At 59.1% G+C, this 20,995-nt stretch carries 18 protein-coding genes, 2 tRNA genes and 1 pseudogene; 9 read left to right on the forward strand and 12 right to left on the reverse strand.

Annotated features, from left to right (window positions below; all coding sequences use genetic code 11):
- Window positions 1-5: 5 nt before the first annotated feature.
- The 12 genes from O148_RS0110565 to O148_RS0110620 form a co-directional block, all read right to left on the reverse strand.
- Window positions 6-1,082, reverse strand: coding sequence for a glycosyltransferase (locus tag O148_RS0110565; RefSeq protein ID WP_026530880.1), 1,077 nt, complete (start codon window positions 1,080-1,082; stop codon window positions 6-8).
- Entirely contained in the window at window positions 1,079-1,756 is a 678-nt protein-coding gene (locus O148_RS0110570; RefSeq protein WP_026530881.1) for a hypothetical protein, read from the reverse strand. The genes O148_RS0110565 and O148_RS0110570 overlap by 4 nt, the downstream gene beginning before the upstream one ends.
- Window position 1,757: 1 nt before the next feature.
- The gene (locus O148_RS17165) at window positions 1,758-3,899 is read right to left on the reverse strand and encodes a glycosyltransferase (RefSeq protein WP_084157260.1); all 2,142 of its coding nucleotides are present in this window, start codon (window positions 3,897-3,899) and stop codon (window positions 1,758-1,760) included.
- 2 nt (window positions 3,900-3,901) lie between these two features.
- On the reverse strand, window positions 3,902-4,330 hold the full coding sequence (locus O148_RS0110580) for a hypothetical protein (protein ID WP_026530883.1): 429 nt from the start codon (window positions 4,328-4,330) through the stop codon (window positions 3,902-3,904).
- A 275-nt stretch (window positions 4,331-4,605) separates the two neighbouring features.
- Window positions 4,606-4,678: transfer RNA gene (locus tag O148_RS0110585), tRNA-Glu, on the reverse strand.
- An 87-nt stretch (window positions 4,679-4,765) separates the two neighbouring features.
- Window positions 4,766-4,837, reverse strand: a tRNA-Gln gene (locus O148_RS0110590).
- A 58-nt stretch (window positions 4,838-4,895) separates the two neighbouring features.
- Complete coding sequence (locus O148_RS16160) at window positions 4,896-5,630, reverse strand: HAD family hydrolase (RefSeq protein WP_169737532.1); 735 nt, start codon at window positions 5,628-5,630, stop codon at window positions 4,896-4,898.
- Between the two features lie 10 nt (window positions 5,631-5,640).
- Complete coding sequence (gltX, locus tag O148_RS0110600; protein ID WP_026530884.1) at window positions 5,641-7,152, reverse strand: glutamate--tRNA ligase; 1,512 nt, start codon at window positions 7,150-7,152, stop codon at window positions 5,641-5,643.
- A gap of 89 nt (window positions 7,153-7,241) precedes the next feature.
- Window positions 7,242-7,448, reverse strand: a complete 207-nt coding sequence (locus tag O148_RS0110605; protein ID WP_026530885.1) for a hypothetical protein — start codon at window positions 7,446-7,448, stop codon at window positions 7,242-7,244.
- 117 nt (window positions 7,449-7,565) lie between these two features.
- On the reverse strand, window positions 7,566-8,339 hold the full coding sequence (locus tag O148_RS0110610; protein ID WP_026530886.1) for a fumarylacetoacetate hydrolase family protein: 774 nt from the start codon (window positions 8,337-8,339) through the stop codon (window positions 7,566-7,568).
- 93 nt (window positions 8,340-8,432) lie between these two features.
- A complete protein-coding gene (locus O148_RS0110615; protein ID WP_026530887.1) occupies window positions 8,433-9,536 on the reverse strand; it encodes a branched-chain amino acid aminotransferase in 1,104 nt (367 codons plus the stop codon).
- A 45-nt stretch (window positions 9,537-9,581) separates the two neighbouring features.
- Window positions 9,582-10,631, reverse strand: a complete 1,050-nt coding sequence (locus O148_RS0110620; protein WP_026530888.1) for a 3-isopropylmalate dehydrogenase — start codon at window positions 10,629-10,631, stop codon at window positions 9,582-9,584.
- A gap of 113 nt (window positions 10,632-10,744) precedes the next feature.
- Between O148_RS0110620 and O148_RS0110625 the strand changes: the two genes are divergently transcribed.
- The 9 genes and pseudogenes from O148_RS0110625 to O148_RS0110670 all read left to right on the forward strand — a co-directional run bounded on the left by O148_RS0110625 (window position 10,745) and on the right by O148_RS0110670 (window position 20,947).
- Complete coding sequence (locus O148_RS0110625) at window positions 10,745-11,959, forward strand: sensor histidine kinase (protein WP_026530889.1); 1,215 nt, start codon at window positions 10,745-10,747, stop codon at window positions 11,957-11,959.
- Between the two features lie 59 nt (window positions 11,960-12,018).
- Window positions 12,019-12,789 (forward strand): response regulator, encoded by a 771-nt coding sequence (locus O148_RS0110630; protein WP_084157261.1) that lies wholly within the window; start codon window positions 12,019-12,021, stop codon window positions 12,787-12,789.
- A 234-nt stretch (window positions 12,790-13,023) separates the two neighbouring features.
- A pseudogene (locus O148_RS18260) lies at window positions 13,024-13,272 on the forward strand (WXG100 family type VII secretion target); the annotation flags it as partial.
- A complete protein-coding gene (locus O148_RS0110635) occupies window positions 13,269-13,514 on the forward strand; it encodes a hypothetical protein (protein ID WP_026530891.1) in 246 nt (81 codons plus the stop codon). The pseudogene O148_RS18260 and the gene O148_RS0110635, both read left to right, overlap by 4 nt.
- A 433-nt stretch (window positions 13,515-13,947) precedes the next feature.
- Window positions 13,948-15,357: a WXG100-like domain-containing protein gene (locus tag O148_RS17820; protein WP_476702732.1), complete on the forward strand. Its 1,410-nt coding sequence runs from the start codon at window positions 13,948-13,950 to the stop codon at window positions 15,355-15,357.
- Complete coding sequence (locus O148_RS0110655; protein WP_026530894.1) at window positions 15,326-16,069, forward strand: hypothetical protein; 744 nt, start codon at window positions 15,326-15,328, stop codon at window positions 16,067-16,069. The genes O148_RS17820 and O148_RS0110655 overlap by 32 nt, the downstream gene beginning before the upstream one ends.
- Before the next feature lie 298 nt (window positions 16,070-16,367).
- Window positions 16,368-16,697: a hypothetical protein gene (locus tag O148_RS0110660; protein WP_026530895.1), complete on the forward strand. Its 330-nt coding sequence runs from the start codon at window positions 16,368-16,370 to the stop codon at window positions 16,695-16,697.
- Window positions 16,698-17,582: 885 nt separating this feature from the next.
- Window positions 17,583-18,362 carry an ABC transporter ATP-binding protein gene (locus O148_RS0110665; RefSeq protein WP_026530896.1) on the forward strand — a complete coding sequence of 260 codons (780 nt, stop codon included), beginning with the start codon at window positions 17,583-17,585 and terminating at the stop codon, window positions 18,360-18,362.
- Window positions 18,363-18,367: 5 nt separating this feature from the next.
- On the forward strand, window positions 18,368-20,947 hold the full coding sequence (locus tag O148_RS0110670) for an ABC transporter permease (protein WP_026530897.1): 2,580 nt from the start codon (window positions 18,368-18,370) through the stop codon (window positions 20,945-20,947).
- The last annotated feature ends 48 nt before the right edge of the window (window positions 20,948-20,995 follow it).

Consider the following 20,995-nt stretch of genomic DNA (forward strand, 5'->3'; position numbering starts at 1 on the left):
CCTTGTTACGAAAAGTCGTTGACGAGCTCTACGAGCTTTTGATCTGCAAAATCGACGTCGCGTTCGACCGCGACTATGGCCTGTCCGTGGGACTGGATTGCTACGTATGAGTTTGGATCCAGCAATGATTTCACTTGAGATTCCAAGTTGAATGCGGGCGTGTTTCCTGCCGGGTAGTCTCCAAAATTGGACCAGAGCCCTATGCGAAGAGCGAGTCCATGTTGGAGCCCTTGGTTTCCGAACTTGCCGGAAGCAAAACACGGAGTTCCGGCAACAATGCTCTGCAACGCACCCCGACCGGCAGCTACAGAAGCAAAGCTGTTGGCGAGGATTTGTGGCACGTCCTCGGCATCGACCCACCCCTTGAGGTCATAGGAAACATTCTGTGAGCCGCGAAACGCGTCAGCGAGTTCGAGTTCGAACAGTTCCTTTTCCGGGCCGTCGCCATAAACGTCCAGCCGCCAGTTCAGCTCCGGTTGCAACCGCGAAAAGTGACTGACAATGTCGATGGCTGCATCGCGTTGGGCTCGCTTGTCGGCATCGAGGCGCGAAACAAGTGAGATACGAGCCTCTCCCCCTGCAGTCTTCTCTTCAAAATTCTTCGTCAGGGCCAAAAATTGAATGGTGTCCACCGCATTGGGAATCTCGGAGATTCGCCATGGTTCAACTTTTGAAAAACCGGCTAGCAAATTGGTGAGTGCCGGTGCCACCGCGATCCAAGCGTCGACTTTATCGCGCCAGGTGTGCGCCGCGTCACTCCAGAAGCCCTGAATCTGGGCGATGACGGGCACGTCGCTGGAGCCCTTGACTTCGAGCGCGAACTTACGTGCCTCTTGCAACTGCGTGAAAATGAGGTCGTACTCGCGCGTTTCTCTGAGTAAATCCGCCTCGCTCTGCCAGTCCTGCCAGTCGACGACAATTACGTCTAGACCCAAGGACTTGGCAGCTTCCGCAATGCGCCCGTCGCGACACACAAACGTTATTTCATGGCCAGCCTTGCGCAGCACTTCGGCACTGTGTAGGGCGTTTTCGTGCAGTCCACCCCAATCCGCGACAGTAAATACCGGCATGAGAATTCTCATCGCGCAACCGCTTCCTGGAGATCGGAGGAAACTTTCAAGTTCAATCCGGTTGCTTCCAGCATTCGCTCGATCACCTCTCGCGGTGCACGGAAAGGAACAAAGCTTCCGTCGAGCTCAATAGTGTTGCAACCTAAATCTTCAGCGAACAGTACTGCGGCGGCCAGCAATGACTCGGCGGCAATGGGGTCCTGTTCGCTACCTCGATTAAACAACCAGGCGTTGGACGCCACAGCCGCAGACCCCATCCCCATGAGGGTGCCCGCAAATCGCGAGGTTCTCAGCAACTGAAAGTTGATGACGTTAATACTGTCGCTTCCAACCAGCTTCAAGGTTCGGTTATCGGGTTCGGGTTCTGAAATGCGGAGGGTGCTGCCGCCTTCCGGTATTGGCTTGGGACCCCAGTCAATTGGTTCGACGCTTCGGAACCCGGGCTTTGCCAGTTCGACGATACATTCCGCGGTGACCGCACTTGCAGGCGACGGTAACTGAAAATGACCTAGTGAGCTCGGTCCGAAGATCAACGCGCTGGCGATCGCCAGGCGATCGTTGTTGAGAGTAATGGGACGAGCGTCGAGCCAAAAGTCCGGAACCACCGGCGGCGCGTCGAAACGTTCAATTTCCGATATCGATATTCCGCACCTGCCGGTGCTTTCATCGGTCCAATGTAGTTTCATGTTACTTCTCCGACCCGCTCGCGTTTCGAGGTTCTCCCAATTGCGCTCCAGAAAGAACCGAAATGTGCGCACCGACGCCCGACTTTTTGATCACTCGCGCTTCGGTGACGGCCTGCGCCGGGTCTGTAAATCCAAGTGCCACACTTCGAGATTCGATTCCGTCCGTCCCAATGAAGGAAAAATCACGTCCAATGACCGCTCGCGATGCGCTTCCGGATTTGAGGATGGTGGAGTCAGCGTCCAGCCCTGAAACCAGCAGAATTGCCGCTTGCGGCCATTTCTTCATATTGATCGCCAAAATGTCGGCAATACGCGTCTTGAGCGCATCTGACTCCGATACCGCAGAGCTTCGTTGTGGATCGCGGATCGCCTTAACCGCGAGCGTTCCGGACAGTGAAAAGTTAAAATTCGCCTTCCGAAGGGTAACCAAATCCGCCAAGGTGACACCGGAGATTCTGGCCCTGGCGCCAATCCGAGTTCCGTCCAGATCGGTCTCGTCCAAGACGTAATCAACGCTGCTAAGTTTGCCAATCAATCCGGCAGCTCGTTCTGGACCACCGGTAACGGTCACCTGTCGATCGGCCAAGTGATCGGGCAGGTACTTGCTAAACGATTCTTCCAGGTGTCCGCGTTCGTCAAGTTTGGGCCATTTTTCCTGTTTTGCGCGTTTGCGGTAATGGTCGCGAGATGACTCGGGCGTGATCAGTTGCAGCATCTGGTTGCTCCACTTCGCGCCCGTTTTTTGCCCTCCCGAGTCGACGTCAGAGACTTGGCGCTTATGAATCCTGCGCATCACCATGACTTTGCCGGTATGCGCCCATTGAATGCCCGCCCGCATGAGGCGTAGAGCCAGATTATTGTCTACAGCGCTGGTCAGCGATTCGTCATATTTGAATTCGCGAATGAGCGCCGTCTCAAGAAGCCAGGTCGGGTGCCCGGGAGCCTGCCCCGTGGCGTAAACCGTGTTCTTGTTGAAATTGATTTTGGATACGTGCAACACCATCTCGGCGCTCGCGTCATCAAAGTTGACCCAGGATCCAAAGGTTGCGCGCACGCCAGAGCGTATCGCGTTCAGGCTATTTTCTAACCGGTCCGGGAGCATAATGTCGTCGTCATCGTGCACAGCTGTATAAATGCCGCGTGACTCACGTGCTGCTAAATTCCTTGCCGCAGAGATGCCCGCGTTGTCTTGGTAGAAATACCGGACCCTGGGGTCGGCGAAACTCTCGACAACTTCACGCGTGTTATCGGTTGACCCGTCATCGACAATGATGATCTCGAAATTTTGGAATGTTTGCGCAAGAACCGAGTTAATGCTGTCGCTAATGTAGTCGCCGCGATTAAAGGTCGAGATCACCACCGATACTAGCGGCTCATCATCGAGTGGAAACTCCCATGACTTGAGGTTCCGAACGAGGGTGTTATCGGCTTCGACAATCTTCTTGTTGCGCTCCACTGCTACCGATTCCGCTGCAGAGATGGAGTTCCGAGTCGGCGGATGGAAGATGTGATACATGCGAACCTCAGGGTCTTCAACCCAAAGGACTTTCGCCCCGGTATTGCGCACGCGTTTGGCGAAGTCGATGTCTTCGCCACCGTAGGTGTGCATTCGCTCGTCCAGTCCTTGAACCGTGCGAAAAGTCGGACGGGAGACGGCAATCATTCCGCCCATTCCCCATCGCGGACGGAGCTTAGATGCGGCTTCCAACTCATTCCAGTCTGGGTTGATCACCCGATCCGACTCATGTGTGTAACCACCTGGAAGATCACGACATTGCAGCAGCAAACATGACGGAGCGTTTTCGCGGGAGATGGAAATGATACGCTCCATGGACCTGGGCGAGAACAGCATATCGGCGTCAGTGCAGATCAGCACCTCCCCATGGGCATGTGCGAAGCCCGCGTTGAGCGCTCGCGACCTGGACCATGGCCCGTCCGTGGGTGTGTAGATGTATCGGGCTCCCAGCGCCTCGATCTCTGACTGGAGCCCCTCGGTGTTTTTAGATCCGTAGTCCGAGACGATGACCTCACCTTGGTATGGCCCAAATGAGTCAAGGATGCTCTTCACCGAAAGTTTAAGCCGCTCCTGCCCCCAGTCTCGGAAACCAATGACTACGCTCGCGTCGATTCTTGCGTTTTCCAATTCTAGAGTGCGCTTTCTAGGGTGAGGACGTTGATGACAGGGTTAGCTGAAGCGACAGCTCCGGTGGGAGCCGTTCGAAACGAGGATTGCGCGGACATTGACGCAATCACATCGGCCACCGTGAGGCTCTTGTCTTTCCAAGGCTTTGCTTCAATGGTGATGGACTCAATGTCACGAGTACTGGAGATGGCTTTAAGTACCGTTGCGCCAGCCAGACTGAGGTCCGGCATGTACAGATAATTTGCGCCCACTACCCGCGAGTATGGCCAGGAAAGGTCGCTTGCCGGAATTGGTGCACCACCAACCGTGGTTGCTCTCAGGGTCAAAATCACGCCATACTCGAACGCGTAATCCCGCTTGGCATGGACGTTCACCTGAACCGATTTGGGCAGAATGTCGAAATGAAACGCGTGCTTCGAGGTCTTATCCAATTTCTACCTTCCCCAAACGAATGCAAGTTGCTCTGAGCTAAACAACAGTTCGCGGGCGACCATCCGTAGAAACCACGGAGGTACAAAGTAGCCCCTATTGCTCACACCTCGGTATTGCAAGCTTATCCAGGCGCGAAATCTTTTCCAACTCTTTGCACGCCAACTCACAACATCCACCAGTGTCTTGCACAAGTACGTTTCCAAAGTTGCCAGAGAGCAAACACCAGGTAAACAAAAGCGGCGCGAACCGTGCCGGTTCGCGCCGCTTTATTCAGTGACCCCAGCGGGATTTGAACCCGCGTTACCGCCGTGAGAGGGCGGCGTACTAGGCCGCTATACGATGGGGCCGTACTTTGTGTTGGCCAAAAAACCAACCTCTCCATTCTGCCACAACCACGCGTCATGGCCTAATCGAAGGAGAGCGATTCTCTAGCGCTGGGATACCAGGACTCGAACCTAGAATGACGGTACCAGAAACCGTAGTGTTGCCAATTACACCATATCCCAATGGTCTGCCGAGCCCCGTTCCGTGCACCGGTTCAAAGCTCAACGCCGGGTATCTACTTTACCCGATGAGGCCGGGTAGTTTCAAAACCTGGGGAATCTCGGTGACCCGATCCGCAACCAGTTCGGCTTGCGCCGCGTCGGGACCCTCCGCATGCTCGGGCGGATTGAACCAGACGGCCTGCAATCCGGCGGCCTGTGCACCCAACACGTCCGCTTCCCAGTTATCCCCCACAAACAGCACCTCGCCGGGCTCAACACCCAACAGCCGGCATCCTTCCAGGAACATTGCCGGATCCGGCTTGGCCGCGCCAACCGTGTCCACCCCCACCAAATGGGTCACCCGTTCAAGCCCGGAACCATCCAATTTCGCCCGCTGCCGCGCGAACGTGTTATTGCTCACAGCCCCATAGGCAATGCCGCGCGCGTCCAGTTCATCAAGGAGACCCGCCACACCCGAGGTCGGCGCCCAACGCTCGGCAACCGCTGCCCGGTATGCCTCATCCCACGCGGCCATGTCCGGAGCATCAACAACCGCCACCCCGGCACGAGACATCGCCGCAAGAATCCGGCGCTGCCGCTGCTCCTCAAAGCCCATATCGCCATCGAGGAAAGCAAGATAGAACCGGTCAGGATCTCGCACAAAGTCCTCGAACACCGCCCGAAACCGCACCGCATCAACATCGGCCGCGGCAAGCAACCCCAGAGAGACTTCCAGCGCCGCCCACATGGCCGAGCGCAAGTCAACAAGAGTGTCGTCAATGTCAAAGAGCACGCCACGAATCGGCACAACCACTCCGCGCACCTTAGACCTGCTCGCGAAACGCCTTCAACCGCGCAAGCGATGACTCGCGCCCCAAAATCTCCAGCGACTCAAACAGCGGCGGCGAAATTCGGCGGCCCGAAACACCCGTCCGCACCGGCCCAAACGCAAGCCTCGGTTTCAGACCCATTCCATCGATCAACGCAGCACGCAACGCCGCTTCAAGCGACTCGGTATTCCATTCCGACACCCCGGAAAGCGCGCCAATCGCCGCATCCAGCACCTCACCCAAGTTCTCCGGCATGCCCTTCATGGCATCCTCGGCAATATCGACGTCCGCATCGGCAATAAACAGGAACCGCAGCATCTCCGGCGCTTCCCCCAGCAAGTTAATACGGGTTTGAATCAGCGGCGCCGCCGCATCCAAGATCTCCGCCTGCCGTGGACTCATTTCGCCGCCGAGCAACCCCGCGCCGATCAGGTAGGGCACCAGCCGGTCCCGGAAGTCTCCGGGCTCCAGCAGGCGAATATGGGTCCCGTTAATCGCTTCAGCCTTCTTTTGGTCAAAACGCGCCGGATTCGCCAAAACGTCATGCACGTCAAAGGCGGCCACCATCTCCGAAACCGAAAAAACATCCTCATCCGCGGAAATCGACCAACCCAGGAGCGCCAAGTAATTCAGCAATCCCTCGGGAATGAACCCGCGCTCACGGTGCAAGAACAGGTTCGACTCCGGATCGCGCTTGGACAGCTTCTTATTTCCCTGCCCCATCACGTACGGCAAGTGCCCAAACTCGGGCAAATACTTGGCGACCCCAATTTCATACAGCGCCTGATACAGCGCCAGCTGCCGCGGCGTCGAGCTCAACAAATCCTCTCCGCGAAGCACATGCGTGATTTCCATCAGCGCATCATCCACCGGGTTCACTAGCGTGTAGAGCGGTGCCCCATTGGGACGCACCACCACAAAGTCCGGAACCGAACCGGCCTTAAACGTAATCTCCCCACGCACCAGATCCACAAACGAAATGTCTGCGTCCGGCATCCTAAACCGCAAAGCAGGCTGCCGGCCCTCCGCCCGAAAATCCGCAATCTGCTCCGCGGTCAAATCCCGGTCAAAACCGTCATACCCCAATTTCGGGTCTCGCCCGGCCGCCACATGCCGCGCCTCAATCTCCTCCGGCGTCGAAAACGACTCATAAATAAATCCGCCCTCAAGCAACCGCGCAATGACATCCTGATAGATTTCGCCACGCTGCGACTGCCGGTACGGCTCATGCGGACCGCCGACCTCGACGCCCTCATCCCAATCCAGCCCGAGCCACCGCAACGCATCCAGCAACTGCTGATAGCTCTCCTCCGAATCCCGCTTCGCATCGGTATCCTCGATACGGAAAACCAACTTCCCGCCCGTGTGCCGCGCCTGCGCCCAATTGAACAGCGCGGTGCGGATCAGCCCCACGTGCGGCACGCCGGTCGGTGACGGGCAGAACCGCACACGCACCGGGGTATCGGGTTGGACAGCAGGAATTACATCGGAAAGTTCAGTAGTCATGATGCTTCTATCCTAGATGCACGACGGCGATGCCTCCTCCAGCGCGCGCCTTTCCGGCACACACATCGCCACAGCGCCATGCGGGGCCCTTATATCAACGCGGCGACAATCAGCGTGGCAACGAACGCCGCGCCAGCGAGCGCCCACACCCATACTGCCGCCAGGGAGCGGAAGAGCGCCCGCAACAAAGTCGCAACAGCAAGCGCGATCGCGGCGCCAATCAACATCGCGGTGACCACGTCCGGACCGTTCAGAACCGCCTTGTTAAATCGCGCCAAGACGCCCAGAAGCGCCATGACCCACAGGCTGTGCCACCACGCGATCCCGCGAAACCCGCGATGGAACCCGGGCCGCGCCGGCGCGTTAGGCCACTTCCTCTGCCCGGGCTGTTCTTGCGACTCGTCAGGCATGGATTAGCGGCGCGCGGTATTGGCGAGCGCGCCGATGCCTTCGATTTCGATCTCGTATTCTTCGCCCGCCGAAATCAGCCCCACGCCCGCGGGCGTACCGGTGAGAATGATGTCGCCAGGTAGCAGCGTAAACGCCTGCGAAATATAGGACACCAGGAACTCGACGCTGAAAATCATGTCGCGGGTGTTGCCATCCTGCTTGAGCTCGCCGTCGAGCCAGCCCTTAATACTGAGATCGGAAGGATCGAGTTCGGTCTCGATCCAGGGGCCGATCGGGCAGGACCCGTCAAAGCCCTTGGCGCGAGCCCACTGGCTATCGGTCTTCTGCACGTCTCGCGCGGTGAAGTCGTTAGCGCACGTGTACCCGAAGATGACCTCGTTCACCCGCTCTTGCGGCACGTCCTTGCAAATGCGGCCGATCACAACGGCAAGCTCCGCTTCATAGGACACTTCATCGGAAAAGCTGGGCAGGATCACCGGATCGCCGGGTCCGATCACCGAGGTGTTCGGTTTCAAGAAGATTAGCGGAGAGACAGGCACGTCATTGCCGAGCTCTTTCGCGTGGTCGGCGTAATTGCGGCCCACACCAACTACCTTGGAACGCGGAATGACCGGGGCGAGCAGGCGCACATCATCCAGCTTGTGCTTGATCCCCACCGGTTTGACTCCCATGAAAAAGGGGTCGCCCTGGATCTGTTGTACCTCTTCTTCGCCGTCTTCGCCTTCGACCAGGCCATACACGGGGTCATCGTCAACAATGTATCGAGCTATGCGCATGGTTCCACCCTAACTTCCGTGAGCGTTAACTGCGGTTAACGCTCACGGAAGTTATCAGGTGAGCGTCTTGGATAGTTAGGGCTCACGGAAGTTTTAGACGAGGCGGGTCATCCAGCCCTTGCTGTCCTCCACTGTTCCCGTTTGCATACCGACCAGCGTGTCGCGGATCTGGTTTGTGACGGTGAATGCGGTGTCCTCGGGGAGAGCCATGATCTCGTCGCCGTCTTTGAGGGTGCCAATGGGCGTGATCACGGCCGCGGTGCCACACGCGAAGATTTCGGTAATGGCGCCGCTTTCAATGCCCTGGCGCACCTCCTCGAGCGTGATCTTCCGTTCTTGAACGTCCAGTCCCTGATCTTTGGCGACCTGGAGAACCGAGTCGCGGGTGATGCCGCGCAATACATTGTCGGTCAATTCCGGGGATACGAGGCGTCCGTCGGAGAACACGAAGCAGATGTTCATGGTGCCCGCTTCTTCGATGGCCTCGTCATTGGTCGGGTCCAGGTACAGCACTTGGTCACACCCATTGGCGAGTGCTTCCATTTGCGGCAAGAGCGAGGCGGCATAGTTGCCTCCAGCCTTGGCCGCGCCCGTGCCGCCGTGTCCGGCACGAGCGTAGTTGCGGGATACCCAGATGGTGACCGGCTTCGGGTTCGGGCCGAAGTATCCCGCCGCAGGCGAAGCGATGACGCGGAACTCGACCTTTTTTGCCGGACGAACACCCAAGAAGGCTTCGGTCGCAAAAACGTAGGGCCGGATGTAGAGGGACATACCCTCGCCGTCTGGAACCCAGTCTTGATCCTGCTGCACCAGAAGTTTGACGGCTTCAAGGAAAGCCTCTTCGGGCAGTGTCGGCAATGCCATGCGCTTTGCCGAATTGTTGAGTCGCTTGGCGTTCTCTTCGGGACGGAAAGACCAGATCGAACCGTCTTGGTGACGGTAAGCCTTCATGCCTTCGAAAATTTCCTGCGCGTAGTGCAGCACGGCGGCGGCGGGGTCGAGCGTGATTGGCCCGTAAGCCTCAATGCGAGCGTCATGCCAGTCGCCGTTACCGTCGGCGTCCGCGGTGTATTCGATAATGGCCTGGTGGTCAGTGAAGTGGTTGCCGAATCCGGGGTTTTCCAGAATCGTGGCGCGCTCGTCGGCGGATTTCGGTGCCGGGTTCGCATTGACCGAAAAATCGAGTGTTTCTGACACGAGTGGTGCTCCCCTGCGTCCAAGTTAACGTTTATTAACCCAAGCCTAGGACAAACTTTCCGCAATCGCATTGCCGACTATCGCCGTCGTACGCTCTTGATTTCTGTTGGCGGTCACATCGGCGAGCACCGCACTCTCGATGCGCTCGGCTTGTCCCTCAAGGCCAAGGTGACGCAACATGAGCGCGGCCGAGAGGATGGCGGCGCGCGGATCGGCGATGCCCTGGCCGGCAATGTCCGGGGCGGAGCCGTGAACGGGCTCGAACATGGACGGGAACTCGCCGCTTGGGTTGATGTTGCCGCTCGCGGCGAGGCCGATGCCGCCGGTGACCGCGCCGGCGAGGTCGGTCAGGATGTCGCCGAAGAGGTTGTCGGTGACGATCACGTCGAAGCGTGCCGGGTCGGTGACGAGGAAGATGGTGGCGGCGTCAACGTGCAGGTAGTCGAGTGCGACGCCCAGGTAATCTTTCGCGACCGTGTCGACGATGCGCTTCCAGAGGTGGCCCGCGTGGACGAGGACATTGTGTTTGTGAACGAAGGTGAGCTTGTTGCGCCGGGTGGTGGCGCGTTCGAAGGCGTCGCGGACTACGCGCTCGACCCCGTAGGCGGTGTTGACCGAGACTTCGGTGGCGATTTCCTGGTCGGTGCCGGTGCGCAGGCTCCCACCGTTGCCGACGTAAGGACCCTCGGTGCCTTCGCGGACCACCACGAAGTCGATCTCGCCGGGGTTAGCCAGCGGGCTGGCGCCACCGGGGTAAAGGCGGGAGGGGCGCAGGTTGACGGCGTGATCGAGACTGAAGCGGAGTTTGAGAAGTAGTTCGCGTTCGATGAGTCCGGAGGGGATCTGGGTGTCCCCCGGTGCCGCGCCGACCGCGCCGAAGAGGATGGCGTCGGATTGTTTGAGCTGTGCGAGCGTCTCATTGCTGAGGGTTTCGCCGGTGTCTAGCCAGTGCTGGGCGCCGAGGATGAAATCGGTGAAGGTGAAGTCGATGCCGTCCTTTTGGCCGACCGCTTCCAGGACCTTTACGGCCTCTGCTGTGACTTCCGGGCCGATGCCGTCGCCGCCGATGACCGCAATGTTGTAGCTCGTGTTCATGGTGCGAGCCTAGCCAATCCAGTCCAGGATATGAGCAATGCGTCTTGACATGTGGACGAATCTCCTCCCGCGGTCCGAGGTGTTCGGGTGATTGCGCCATTACAGTAGATGCAATGGCTCCACACACTCGGGTTTATCGCTGGATGCAGCGGAACCGCTTTCTTGTTGATCTGCTGACGGCGTTTTTGCTGTGGATCGTGCTTGCCGTGCCTATGGGTATCAGCTATCTGGCGTGGGGCGCCATCGTCTCGACCGCGTTGATTCTGCCATTGCCGTGGCGCCGGGTGCGTCCGGAATGGGCCGGCATCGCGTCGATCGTGGTGTGTGCGGTGCTCTGGGTCTTGAATGTGGGGCCGACGCCTGCCCTCGTGAGTGTCCTCATCATCATTTACTCTATGGCGGCGTACGGCAAGCGGTGGGCAAGCTTCCTCGGTCTCGGCGCCGGTTTTGTCGGCGCTCTCCTCTTTGCGTACCGCAATGCTTGGGCGGCTTGGGGCACTGCGCCTACGGACTTTGAAGTCATTCCGCCGGGTGATGCGCCGTGGCAATCCAAGGTCTTTTTGGCTGTGCTCATTGCGTTGGCTGTGGGAGTTGCCTGGCTGTTGGGCGATTTGACGCGGACCCGTCGCCTGGCAGTCAAGGCGTTGGAGGATCGGGCGCATCGGCTGGAAGTGGAACAACAGCAAGAGCGCGATTTGGCGGCGGCCGACGAACGCAGCCATATTGCACGGGAGATGCATGACATTGTTGCGCACTCTCTCTCCGTCATCATTACGCAATCGGATGGTGCGCGCTATGCCTCGCGCACTGACCCGGAGGTCGCGGTCAAGACGCTGGGGACGATCGCCGAAACCGGCCGCTCCTCGCTGCGGGAAATGCGGCGGTTACTGGGAGTTTTGCGCAGTGATGAGGCGATGGCAACCAGGCCGCTGCCCACGCTTGCAGATATCCCCTCACTGGTCGAGTCGGTGAGGACGTCCGGGGTGGACGTGAGTTTGTCGAGTGTCGGGGAGCCGCGCCGGGAGTTGCCGCCGGGGGCCGAGTTGACCGCATATCGCGTGATTCAAGAGAGCCTGACCAACACGATGAAGCATGCCGGGGAGAATGCCAGGGCAACGGTGTCTTTGACGTGGGATGGGAAAGGACTGCACATCGAGGTCTCAGATGACGGACGGGGCGCGGCTGCAGACCCCGCCACCGTGGGTGCACAACAAGGACTGGTCGGGATGCGAGAGAGAGTGGGCCTTTACGATGGTCAAGTGCAGGCCGGCCCGCGCACCGGTGGGGGGTTCACGGTATCCGTTTTCATTCCCTACAGTGAAGCGTGAGGACGAACACTTCGAGTGCCTGCGATGAGCATGGCAAGTATGGCAATGGGAGCGGAGCAATGAGCGATATCGGTAGTGACCAGGGAGCTGGCGTGGACGTGGGCTCAGGCTCTGGCGCAGATGCTGAATCTCATTCGGAAAAGATTCGCGTTGCCCTGGTGGATGACCAAGTTTTGGTGCGTTCCGGGTTTGAAATGCTCATTAATTCTCAACCGGACTTGGAGGTAGTGGCGCAGGCCAGCAATGGGCGCGAGGCGCTTGCTGCGCTGAGTGCTACCCGTGTCGACGTGGTGTTGATGGACGTGCGCATGCCGGGAATGGATGGGCTGGAAGCAACCGAAAAACTCTTGGAACGCGCCGCCGCGCAACCTGCAGGTTCGGCGCATGGCGAGCTCAAAATTGTTGTACTGACCACCTTTGACTTGGATGAATACGCCCTTGCCGCCGTGCGTGCGGGAGCGAGCGGCTTCTTGCTCAAGGATGCGCCGCCCGAGGAGCTACTCGAAGCGATCCGCACCGTCTACCGAGGCGACGCCGTCATTGCCCCCTCAACCACGAAACGTCTGCTGAATCATGTGGCGCCGCTTCTGCGCGAACCGTCCACTGCCCAGGCCGAAAAAGCGCACTTGGTCGAAACCCTGACCGCCCGCGAACACGAAGTTTTCACCCTCATAGCTCAGGGCTTGGCGAACCCGGAGATCGCGGCTCAACTTTTCGTGTCTGAGGCCACGGTCAAGACCCACGTGGGGCATATTCTGGCCAAGCTCAAAGCGCGGGATCGTGTGCACGCCGTGGTGATTGCGTACGAGACGGGGATTGTCACCCCCTAACCCAAATGATCAACGAAGCAGAACTTTTGGTGGGAGTGCTCTTGCGGTTTTGGATCATTGTTGCAAGGGTGAAGTGTGTAATTGGCTGGTGACTATATTTGGGGGCAGGCCATGAGTCAGCTCAGAGCCGACGCCAATGCATTGGCCGGTTTTTCCGGAAATCTTGCCGCGCACGCAGCAGAGCTAGAGTCGCGGGTGATTGATATCCAGGCTTGAGCGGTTCAGGTCTTCGGCTCCAGTTGGAGCGGGACTGCCGCAGATGAGGTTCGACAATCCTTTGATGGGTGGATGACAAGCGCTCGAAGTGTGTGGGAAGCGCTGAACGGGTTGTCGTCATTTGTGAATGTGAGCGCGGAAAGCTACGAAATCTCCGAGCAGACATTGTCCAGGGCCGCTGAAAGCGCGTCGGGAATCGACTTCACTCCGCCGACCACCAATGGCGGCCCTACTCCTGATCCGCGGATAAGAAACCAAGTGCAATGAGCGTCGAATTCGAAGCTAACAGCGAAGACATGGCGACCCTGGTCTCCGACATGACGGCAGTGACAGTGTATGTTCAAGAGCTCATGGCGCAAGTGGGTTCACGCACCCGCACCGAAGGTGCGGCGTGGGCAGGCGCTGCATCCGACTCTCTCATGGGTCAGATGGCGGTCTGGCAGACCGAAAGGAATGCCATGGTCACCGAATTGCAAACCCTCGTGGGGTGGGTTAGCAAAGCGAGGTAACAATACGAGCTTGCCTCCGAGGCGATACGACAGGCTTGGGCATAACATTGAGCTGCCAAAATTCTGTCAACGAGATCGCGGGGGAGCCATGCGAGTAGCGATTAACACGGATAGTTTTTTTGCCAGCGCGGCCGTCATCGGGTTTGCCGGCAGTGACTTGGATGATGTTTTGTCCACACTTCAGTCCGCACGCTCTGGAACCACCGGGATGGGTGGCAACGATGATGGCTGATTAGAGTTCGCCCAGAGTTACGACCAATCCGCGGGTGCAAGTGGCGAAGCGATTAGCACCTGTGCGGAAGCATGTCGCGGCTTCGAAACCAAACTGCGCGGCACCGCTGCGGCATGGACCAGTGCCGAGTTCTATGCTGCCGGTGGTCAGGGCCCGCAAGGTGAGGCTCCTAACGGAGGCGGCGGCTTTCCTTCCTGCGTGATGACTGCACCGTCGGCCATTGGTGACCCGATGCCGCTACCGGAGGGCTGGGAAGTCATCCAGTCCCTTGTGGGGATGCTTTGGCCCAACGGCGATGAGGAAATGCTCAAAAGCGCCGGAAACGCCTGGCGTGATGCAGGTGCTGGCATCGATCAGGCACGGGCGCAATCAGAGCGGGGAATCGGCCTATTGTCCGGTCAGCGCTCCCCCGAACTATATGTCATCGAGGGCGCGCTGGAAGAGTTCCGTGGACAGTTGAGTGAATTGGCCTCGGCCTGCAACGAACTTGGCGACTCATGCACCGAATACGCGAATGAATTGCAGACCTCGCATGAGCAGGTCCGCAATGAACTGGTAATGCTACTTGCCACTGAAGTGGCGATTGCTGGTGTGAGCCTCGCGGCTTCTATCTTGACCGTTGGTATCTCTGCGTTCGTGGGAGCAGCCGCGGGTGCCGCTCAGCTGTCCGCAACCGCCGCACGCGTTGCGTCAATCATTAGGATCGTGGTCTCGGCCGCCTCGCGTGTTGGCACCAGGATTAGCGGTGTCGCCTCTCGCGTGAGTTCGGTCACGGCACGGATTGGAAATCTTCGGGTGATTCGTGCGGTGTCGTATGCGGGGAATAAGGCTCCACGGTGGGTGCGGATCACTGCTGGGCAGTCGGTGGAGATGGCCACCAATGTGGGCATTGACTTCATTCTCGGCGGCGGGCAGATCACCAACCTGGGTGCCACCCTTCTCGGCGGGATTCGGGCGCCCGGATTCAGGCCGCGACCACCCGTCCCGGGCGGCAGCGGAGGGCCGCCGAGTGTGCGTCCGCCACGCCCGTCCAACCCGAACGGCGTTGTCCCACAGGTTCCGCGGTTGGGTCCACCGAACACGAACGGGCTGCGGTATCCGGACCCGATGCCGGGCGTTGGGACGAAAGTTGGTGTAGGTGAAGTGGTCCCCCGGGGACGCCCGCGCAACCCACATATCGATTACCAACTCCGCGTCACTGGCCACACCCGCACCCCCGACGGTAAAGTCCCCGAGTACCGCGTCAACGGAGTCGACTTCGACGGATTCGCTTACACCGGCCAACCACCCACACCCACCCGCCCTCCTCGACGCCAAAAACGGCTACGCCTTCCTCCAAAACCCCAACTGGAACCCCAAAGCAGTCGAAAGCATTATCGAGTCCGCGAAGAGACAATATCGAGCCGCACGCCAAGCTGGCGTCTCGGTCACGTGGATTGTGTCGACCAAGGCAGGCGCGGACGCTTTAAGGAAGTTGTTCTTGAGGGCGAACGTGCAGATCAATGTTGTTTTTCAACCATAATAGAGATATTATTTTTACATAATTCAACCTTCTATTTCCAGGAGGAACACTGTCCTAATGGGTCTAGATTTATCCTTTCCTTTCGTTGATGCCTGGTGGGCTGGGCGCGCCACCACGCCGGAAATCATCGTGGGTGACATTGACCGAACCCTGGAGTTCATCAAACCCTACGCCACGACAACGGAAAGCTGGGAAGTTGGTAATCCTGACAAGGACTGGCCAGACACCTACGACGAAAAACTAGCGATTGTCGAGTCACGAGTTTCCAAGACCGACCCCGATGATAACGGGAATGTCGAAGCGCAACCAGAATTCGGGTACAGCGTCAGTTTATTTCCTTTGGGAGAGCCCAGTACAGACAGAAGTATAACTACTTTGAGGTTCTGGTCGGGCTCACAGGCGCCGGCAGACGGAATGGTTTATAATCGGGTCACTGTCAATTTTAAAAAAATGGGCAATCCCCTTACTTCTGAGCCGTTCGTGAAGCTTTTTGGATCATTGTCGTCGATCTGGCACCCCGATTTTGTATCGTTCTCATCTGATGGAACGAGGGAACTAGTGGACGTTTCGTTTACGAGTCCGCGTCCGGGGTTGATGATGTGGTTTAGCGACCGGTTACCGTGCGCGCCAGGTGTGAAGAGTTTGGGGTATCCACGCTTGGGTGAGGGCGTGCTGGTGGATCTGCGATCCCTGGTAGAAGACTCTGATGATCCGGTGGCATCCCTCACAAAGGTGTATACGCAGCTGGAAGGGGTGGGAGCGTTTGATCCGATCCCACCAATGTCCCCGCTCGAGCACTAAGCACTCACAGCACCCTTGAGGAACGGCTCCGATCCTGGAGTGAAGCTCCATGATTGGATCTACGTTGCCGGCACCACGATCGCTACCGGGCCACTCCCCCGAATCGTGTCGTTCCGGCGACCCCCACGAACGCTGACTGGCGGCAGTGAAGTGACTATCGTCGTCGCACATCACCCGACTAAACCTGGAAACAGCCAACAAGTGACCGCCTGCAGCGCCCGTCCAACCCGAAGGACGTTGTCCCAAAGGTTCCGCGGCTGGAGCCCCGAACACGCACGGACTGCGGTATCCGGGCCCGATGCCCAAGGTCGGGGACCAGATCGGCATCGGGGACGTCGTTGCCAGGGGCGGCCACGCAACACACATATTGATTACCAACTGCGCGTCACCGGCCACACCCGCACCCACGCTCGTCGACGCCAAAAACGGCTACGCCTTCCTCCAAAACTCCAACTGGAACCCCAAGGCAGTCGAAAGCATTATCGAGTCCGCGCGGAGGCAAGAAAATGCCGCTGTGAAAGCGGGTGCTTCAGCGACGTGGCTCGTTTCGACCAAAGCTGGAGCAGATGCCTTGAGAAAGCTCTTTGCCGATCGTGAGATATCAGTTACCATCATTTTTCCACCATGATAGCCTGGTTTGCTTTTTATTATTATTTAGAGGTAATATTAAAAACATGTCAATATTTTCTGGTCGGATCCGATTAGACGCGTGGTGGGGTGCTCGAGCGACCAAACCGATATTGTTGCTCGCAACGTTTCTCGAACAGACCCCGATTCACACGGGAACGTTCAGGATCGATCAGACAGAGGTTATGCCGTCGCCCTCGCGTCAGCCACTAAAGCACCCGCAACAAATGCAGTGGGTTACGTTCGCTTCTCGGCTGGATCCCAATCACCAGTTCGGAGCATGATCTTCAATCGAGTTGAAGTTGAATCTTCTGAGGATAACGGAAATTTTTACATAGATTTCTCAACGTCCGCATTACTCAGTATTTGCCAAATTTGGCTTCCTGACTTCGTTTCCCTATCAACGGGTGGAACAAGAACTTTAGTCGACCGAACTTTTACGAGTCCGCGTCCCGGGTTGGTGATGTGGTTTAGTGATCGGTTGCCGTGTGCGCCCGGTGTGGCAGCGTTGGGGTATCCACGACTGGGTGACGGCGTGCTGGTGGATCTACGAGCCCTTATAGAAGACTCTGATGATCCAGTGGCATCACTCAAAAAGGTGTATACGCAATTGGAAGAGGTGGGAGCGTTCGACCCGGTCCCACCCACCTCGCCACTCGAGAACTAAGCAAAGGCAGCAGTGCCAAACCCGTCGCCATGGTGACCACAGGATTAGCAAACGTCACCGCGCTAAGCGAGCAACGCCGTCGTACGTGGCAAGACAACTTTTGCGAGGCCTGATTCGACAGAGCTCAACGGGAACTCCTACCAGGGTCGGAGCAGGCAGCACCCAGAAACCTCCCAACGGTCGAGGGCACGCGAAAAGCCGGCCGCATACCGTGGAAATATGACCACGAACATCACTGATGAAACCATGCCTGCCCGGCAAGTCAGCGCCGTCCGCGCACGCTCTCTCACCAAAACCTACGGACGCGGTGAAACCACCGTCCACGCTCTGCGCAATGTCGATATTGACTTTGAGGCCGGAAAATTCACCGCCATCATGGGCCCATCCGGCTCCGGCAAGTCCACACTCATGCACACTCTTGCAGGCCTGGACACCACTGACTCCGGTGAGATTTGGATTGGTGGCGCCAATAGCCAGCCGGTACTGATCACCTCACTGAGCGACAAAGACCTCACGACTCTGCGACGTGACCGCGTCGGCTTTGTGTTCCAGTCCTTCAACCTTGTCCCCACCTTAGACGCCAAGGCCAACATCACTCTTCCGGTGGCTCTGGCCGGAACCCACGTTGACCAAGAATGGTTTGACTTCGTCGTCACCACGTTGGGTCTCAAGGACCGTTTGAACCACAAACCGCACGAACTCTCCGGGGGCCAGCAGCAACGCGTCGCCGTTGCACGCGCCCTGCTCACCCGCCCGGACGTGATTTTCGCCGACGAGCCCACCGGAAACCTGGACTCCAAGGTCGGCGCCGAGGTGCTCTCGCTTCTGCGCCGCAGCGCCCGCGAGTTCGGACAATCCATCATCATGGTCACCCATGATCCGGTCGCCGCCTCCTACGCGGACCGCGTGGTCCTGCTCAGCGACGGCCACATCGCCGGAGAACTCTCCAACCCGACCCCGGAGTCCGTGCTTGCCGCGCTCTCCAACCTGGGGGAATAGGCGCCATGTTAAAAGTTGCACTAGCCCAACTCAACGCACACAAACGCCGATTCATCGCCGTCACCTTGGCCGTGATGCTGGGCGTCGGGTTTCTCTCGGCAACCCTGCTGGTCCGCTCCAGCACCGAGGCCACCCTCGAAGCGTCCATTGGAGCGGCCTATCCCACCGGCGCGGTGATCGTGGAAGGCAATCCGGACCTGGGAAACCAGCCGCAGCGAGACACGCTCGAGAAGATCCGCGCTCTACCCTCGGTGGGTTCGGCAGCCAGCCAGCCCGGGACAGTGTCCACTGTCCAGTCCGGTACCACGGACATTGTCGCCACGGTCCGGAGTGTCCCGGAGGACCCCGCGCTGCGCACCGTCAAGATGGTCTCCGGAGAGTTGCCAAGCGCGGATTCACAGATCGTGATCGATAAGCGCACCGCAGACCAATACTCCATCGCTACAGGTGACGTCCTCAGCATTCCCGTCTACTCTGCAGGTCCAGGCACTTCCTCGGCCGCACAAGCCCAGGGCCAGCTACTCAATTACACCGTCACCGGGATCGCCGAAACGACCTCGGATCCCCGACTCGGCGTCTTTGGCATGGTTCACATGAGCGAATCCGGTATGTCCCGCTTCTCCGGCGATTCCGCACCGATCGGCACCATTTTGGTGGCACCGGCTGCGGGCGTGAACGCCGATCAACTCGCCGCCGAAATTCAAACCGCCATTGGGCCGGACTACACCTCGCGTACATCCCAGGCGCAAACCGCCGCGGACGTTGCGGCCTTCAGTGGCGGCTCGGATCAGCTCACCCCGATCCTCCTCCTGTTTGCCGGGCTCGCACTGGTGGTGACCATGCTGGTCATCTCCAACACCTTCTCGGTTCTCGTGGCGCAGCGAACCCGAGAACTCGCCCTACTACGCACCCTTGGCGCCCAAGGATCCCAAGTGCAACGCTCGGTTCTCGTTGAGGCGTTGATCGTGGGTCTCCTTGCCAGCGTCCTCGGCGTGCTCCTGGCAATTGGCACGGTGGCGGCGCTGATCGCGTGGGCACAGTCCAACCCGGATTTCGCCTTCGCAACCCTACGCTTGGATACCTGGGCACTCACGGTGCCCATCGCCGTCGGAGTTCTCATCACGGTGATTGCCGCCTCCATCCCGGCCCGCCGGGCCACCCGAATTGCGCCGCTGGCCGCGCTGCGACCGGTGGAGGAAGCCACCCTGAAAACCCGCGCGGGGCGCACCCGCCTCACCGTGGGCGTCATCGCGACGCTCGTGGGACTCGCACTGCTCGCGCTCGGCTGGCTCTCCGGCATGCTCGTGATCGCGTTCTTCGGCGGGCTTATCAGCTTTGTCGGCATTCTGATGGCCGCGCAGCTGTTCATGCCCGGCGCTATTGCCGGCGTCGGGAAACTGCTGGGCAAGACCGGTGTTCCGGCGAAACTCGCCGCCCTCAATTCGGTCCGCAACCCGGGGCGCACCACGGCTACCGCCACCGCACTGCTCATTGGTGCCACGCTGGTGTCGATGATGATCGTCGGCGCGCAAACCGCTAAGTCCACCATGGACACCGCGCTCAAGGGCAAGTTCCCGGTGGATCTGAGCATTTCGATTCCGCTCGATAACGGCACCGGAACTAATAACGGAATGCCTGGGGTGCGCACCATGGAGAAGGCGCTCGCGGACGCTCAGACGTTGCGCGGGATTGAGGGCATCACTGGAGCGGCCGTGCTGCAGCCGGTTGGCCAGCTGAACTTGCAAGGGGGCTCGGCGGAGGATTCGCAGTACACAGAGCCGCTCTACGTGCTCAACGATAGCGACGCGAGCATCCTCAACGATTCCGCGATTGACATCAGCAAGCCGGTCATTTGGGCAAGCTATGGCACTCCGGCCAGTTCCGCAACGGTGACCGGCACCTCGGCGAACCCTGGCAGCATCCCGCTGGAAATGACGAGCAGCAACACCTTTGGCTTCGTCATGGGGCAGGGCGCCGCCGCCAAGATCGGCCTGACGCCAGAAGCGGCGCAGCCCACCCCAGAATCGGCGAATTCCACGCAAATCTGGGTCAAGACCGCGCCGGGTGCTTCCACCAACGAGATCATGGAGTTGCGCCAAACCATCGCAGACACCATCAACGTCCCAGCCGGTGCCGTTTCCGGCGCCGTGATCGAGCGCGCGCTGTTCATGCAAATCATCGACGTGCTGCTGCTCATTGTTCTGGCGCTCCTGGCGGTCGCCGTGGTGATCTCCATTATCGGCGTCGCGAACACGCTCTCGCTCTCGGTCCTGGAGCGCACGCAGGAGAACGCATTGCTGCGAGCGCTCGGCCTGACTCGCGGGCAACTGCGCGGCATGCTGGCGCTGGAGGCACTGCTGATTTCGGTGGTCTCGGCGGCGCTGGGCATGGTTCTCGGCGGCATCTATGGTGCGGTTGGGGCCGGAACGGCTTTGGTCGAATTGGGCACGCCGGTCATTACGGTGCCGTGGGCGCAGTTTGGGCTGATCTTGCTGGTAGCTGTGCTGGCCGGGTTGCTGGCCTCGCTGATGCCGGCTCGGCGCGCGGCTCGCCTCTCCCCCGTGCAGGGGTTGGCGACCGAGTAGCCGCGCCCCCCGCGCGTTTCACATCCCCGTACCGCGTTTTCATCCCCT

The sequence above is a fragment of the Haematomicrobium sanguinis DSM 21259 genome, from assembly GCF_000688395.1.
GTDB lineage: Bacteria > Actinomycetota > Actinomycetes > Actinomycetales > Micrococcaceae > Haematomicrobium > Haematomicrobium sanguinis.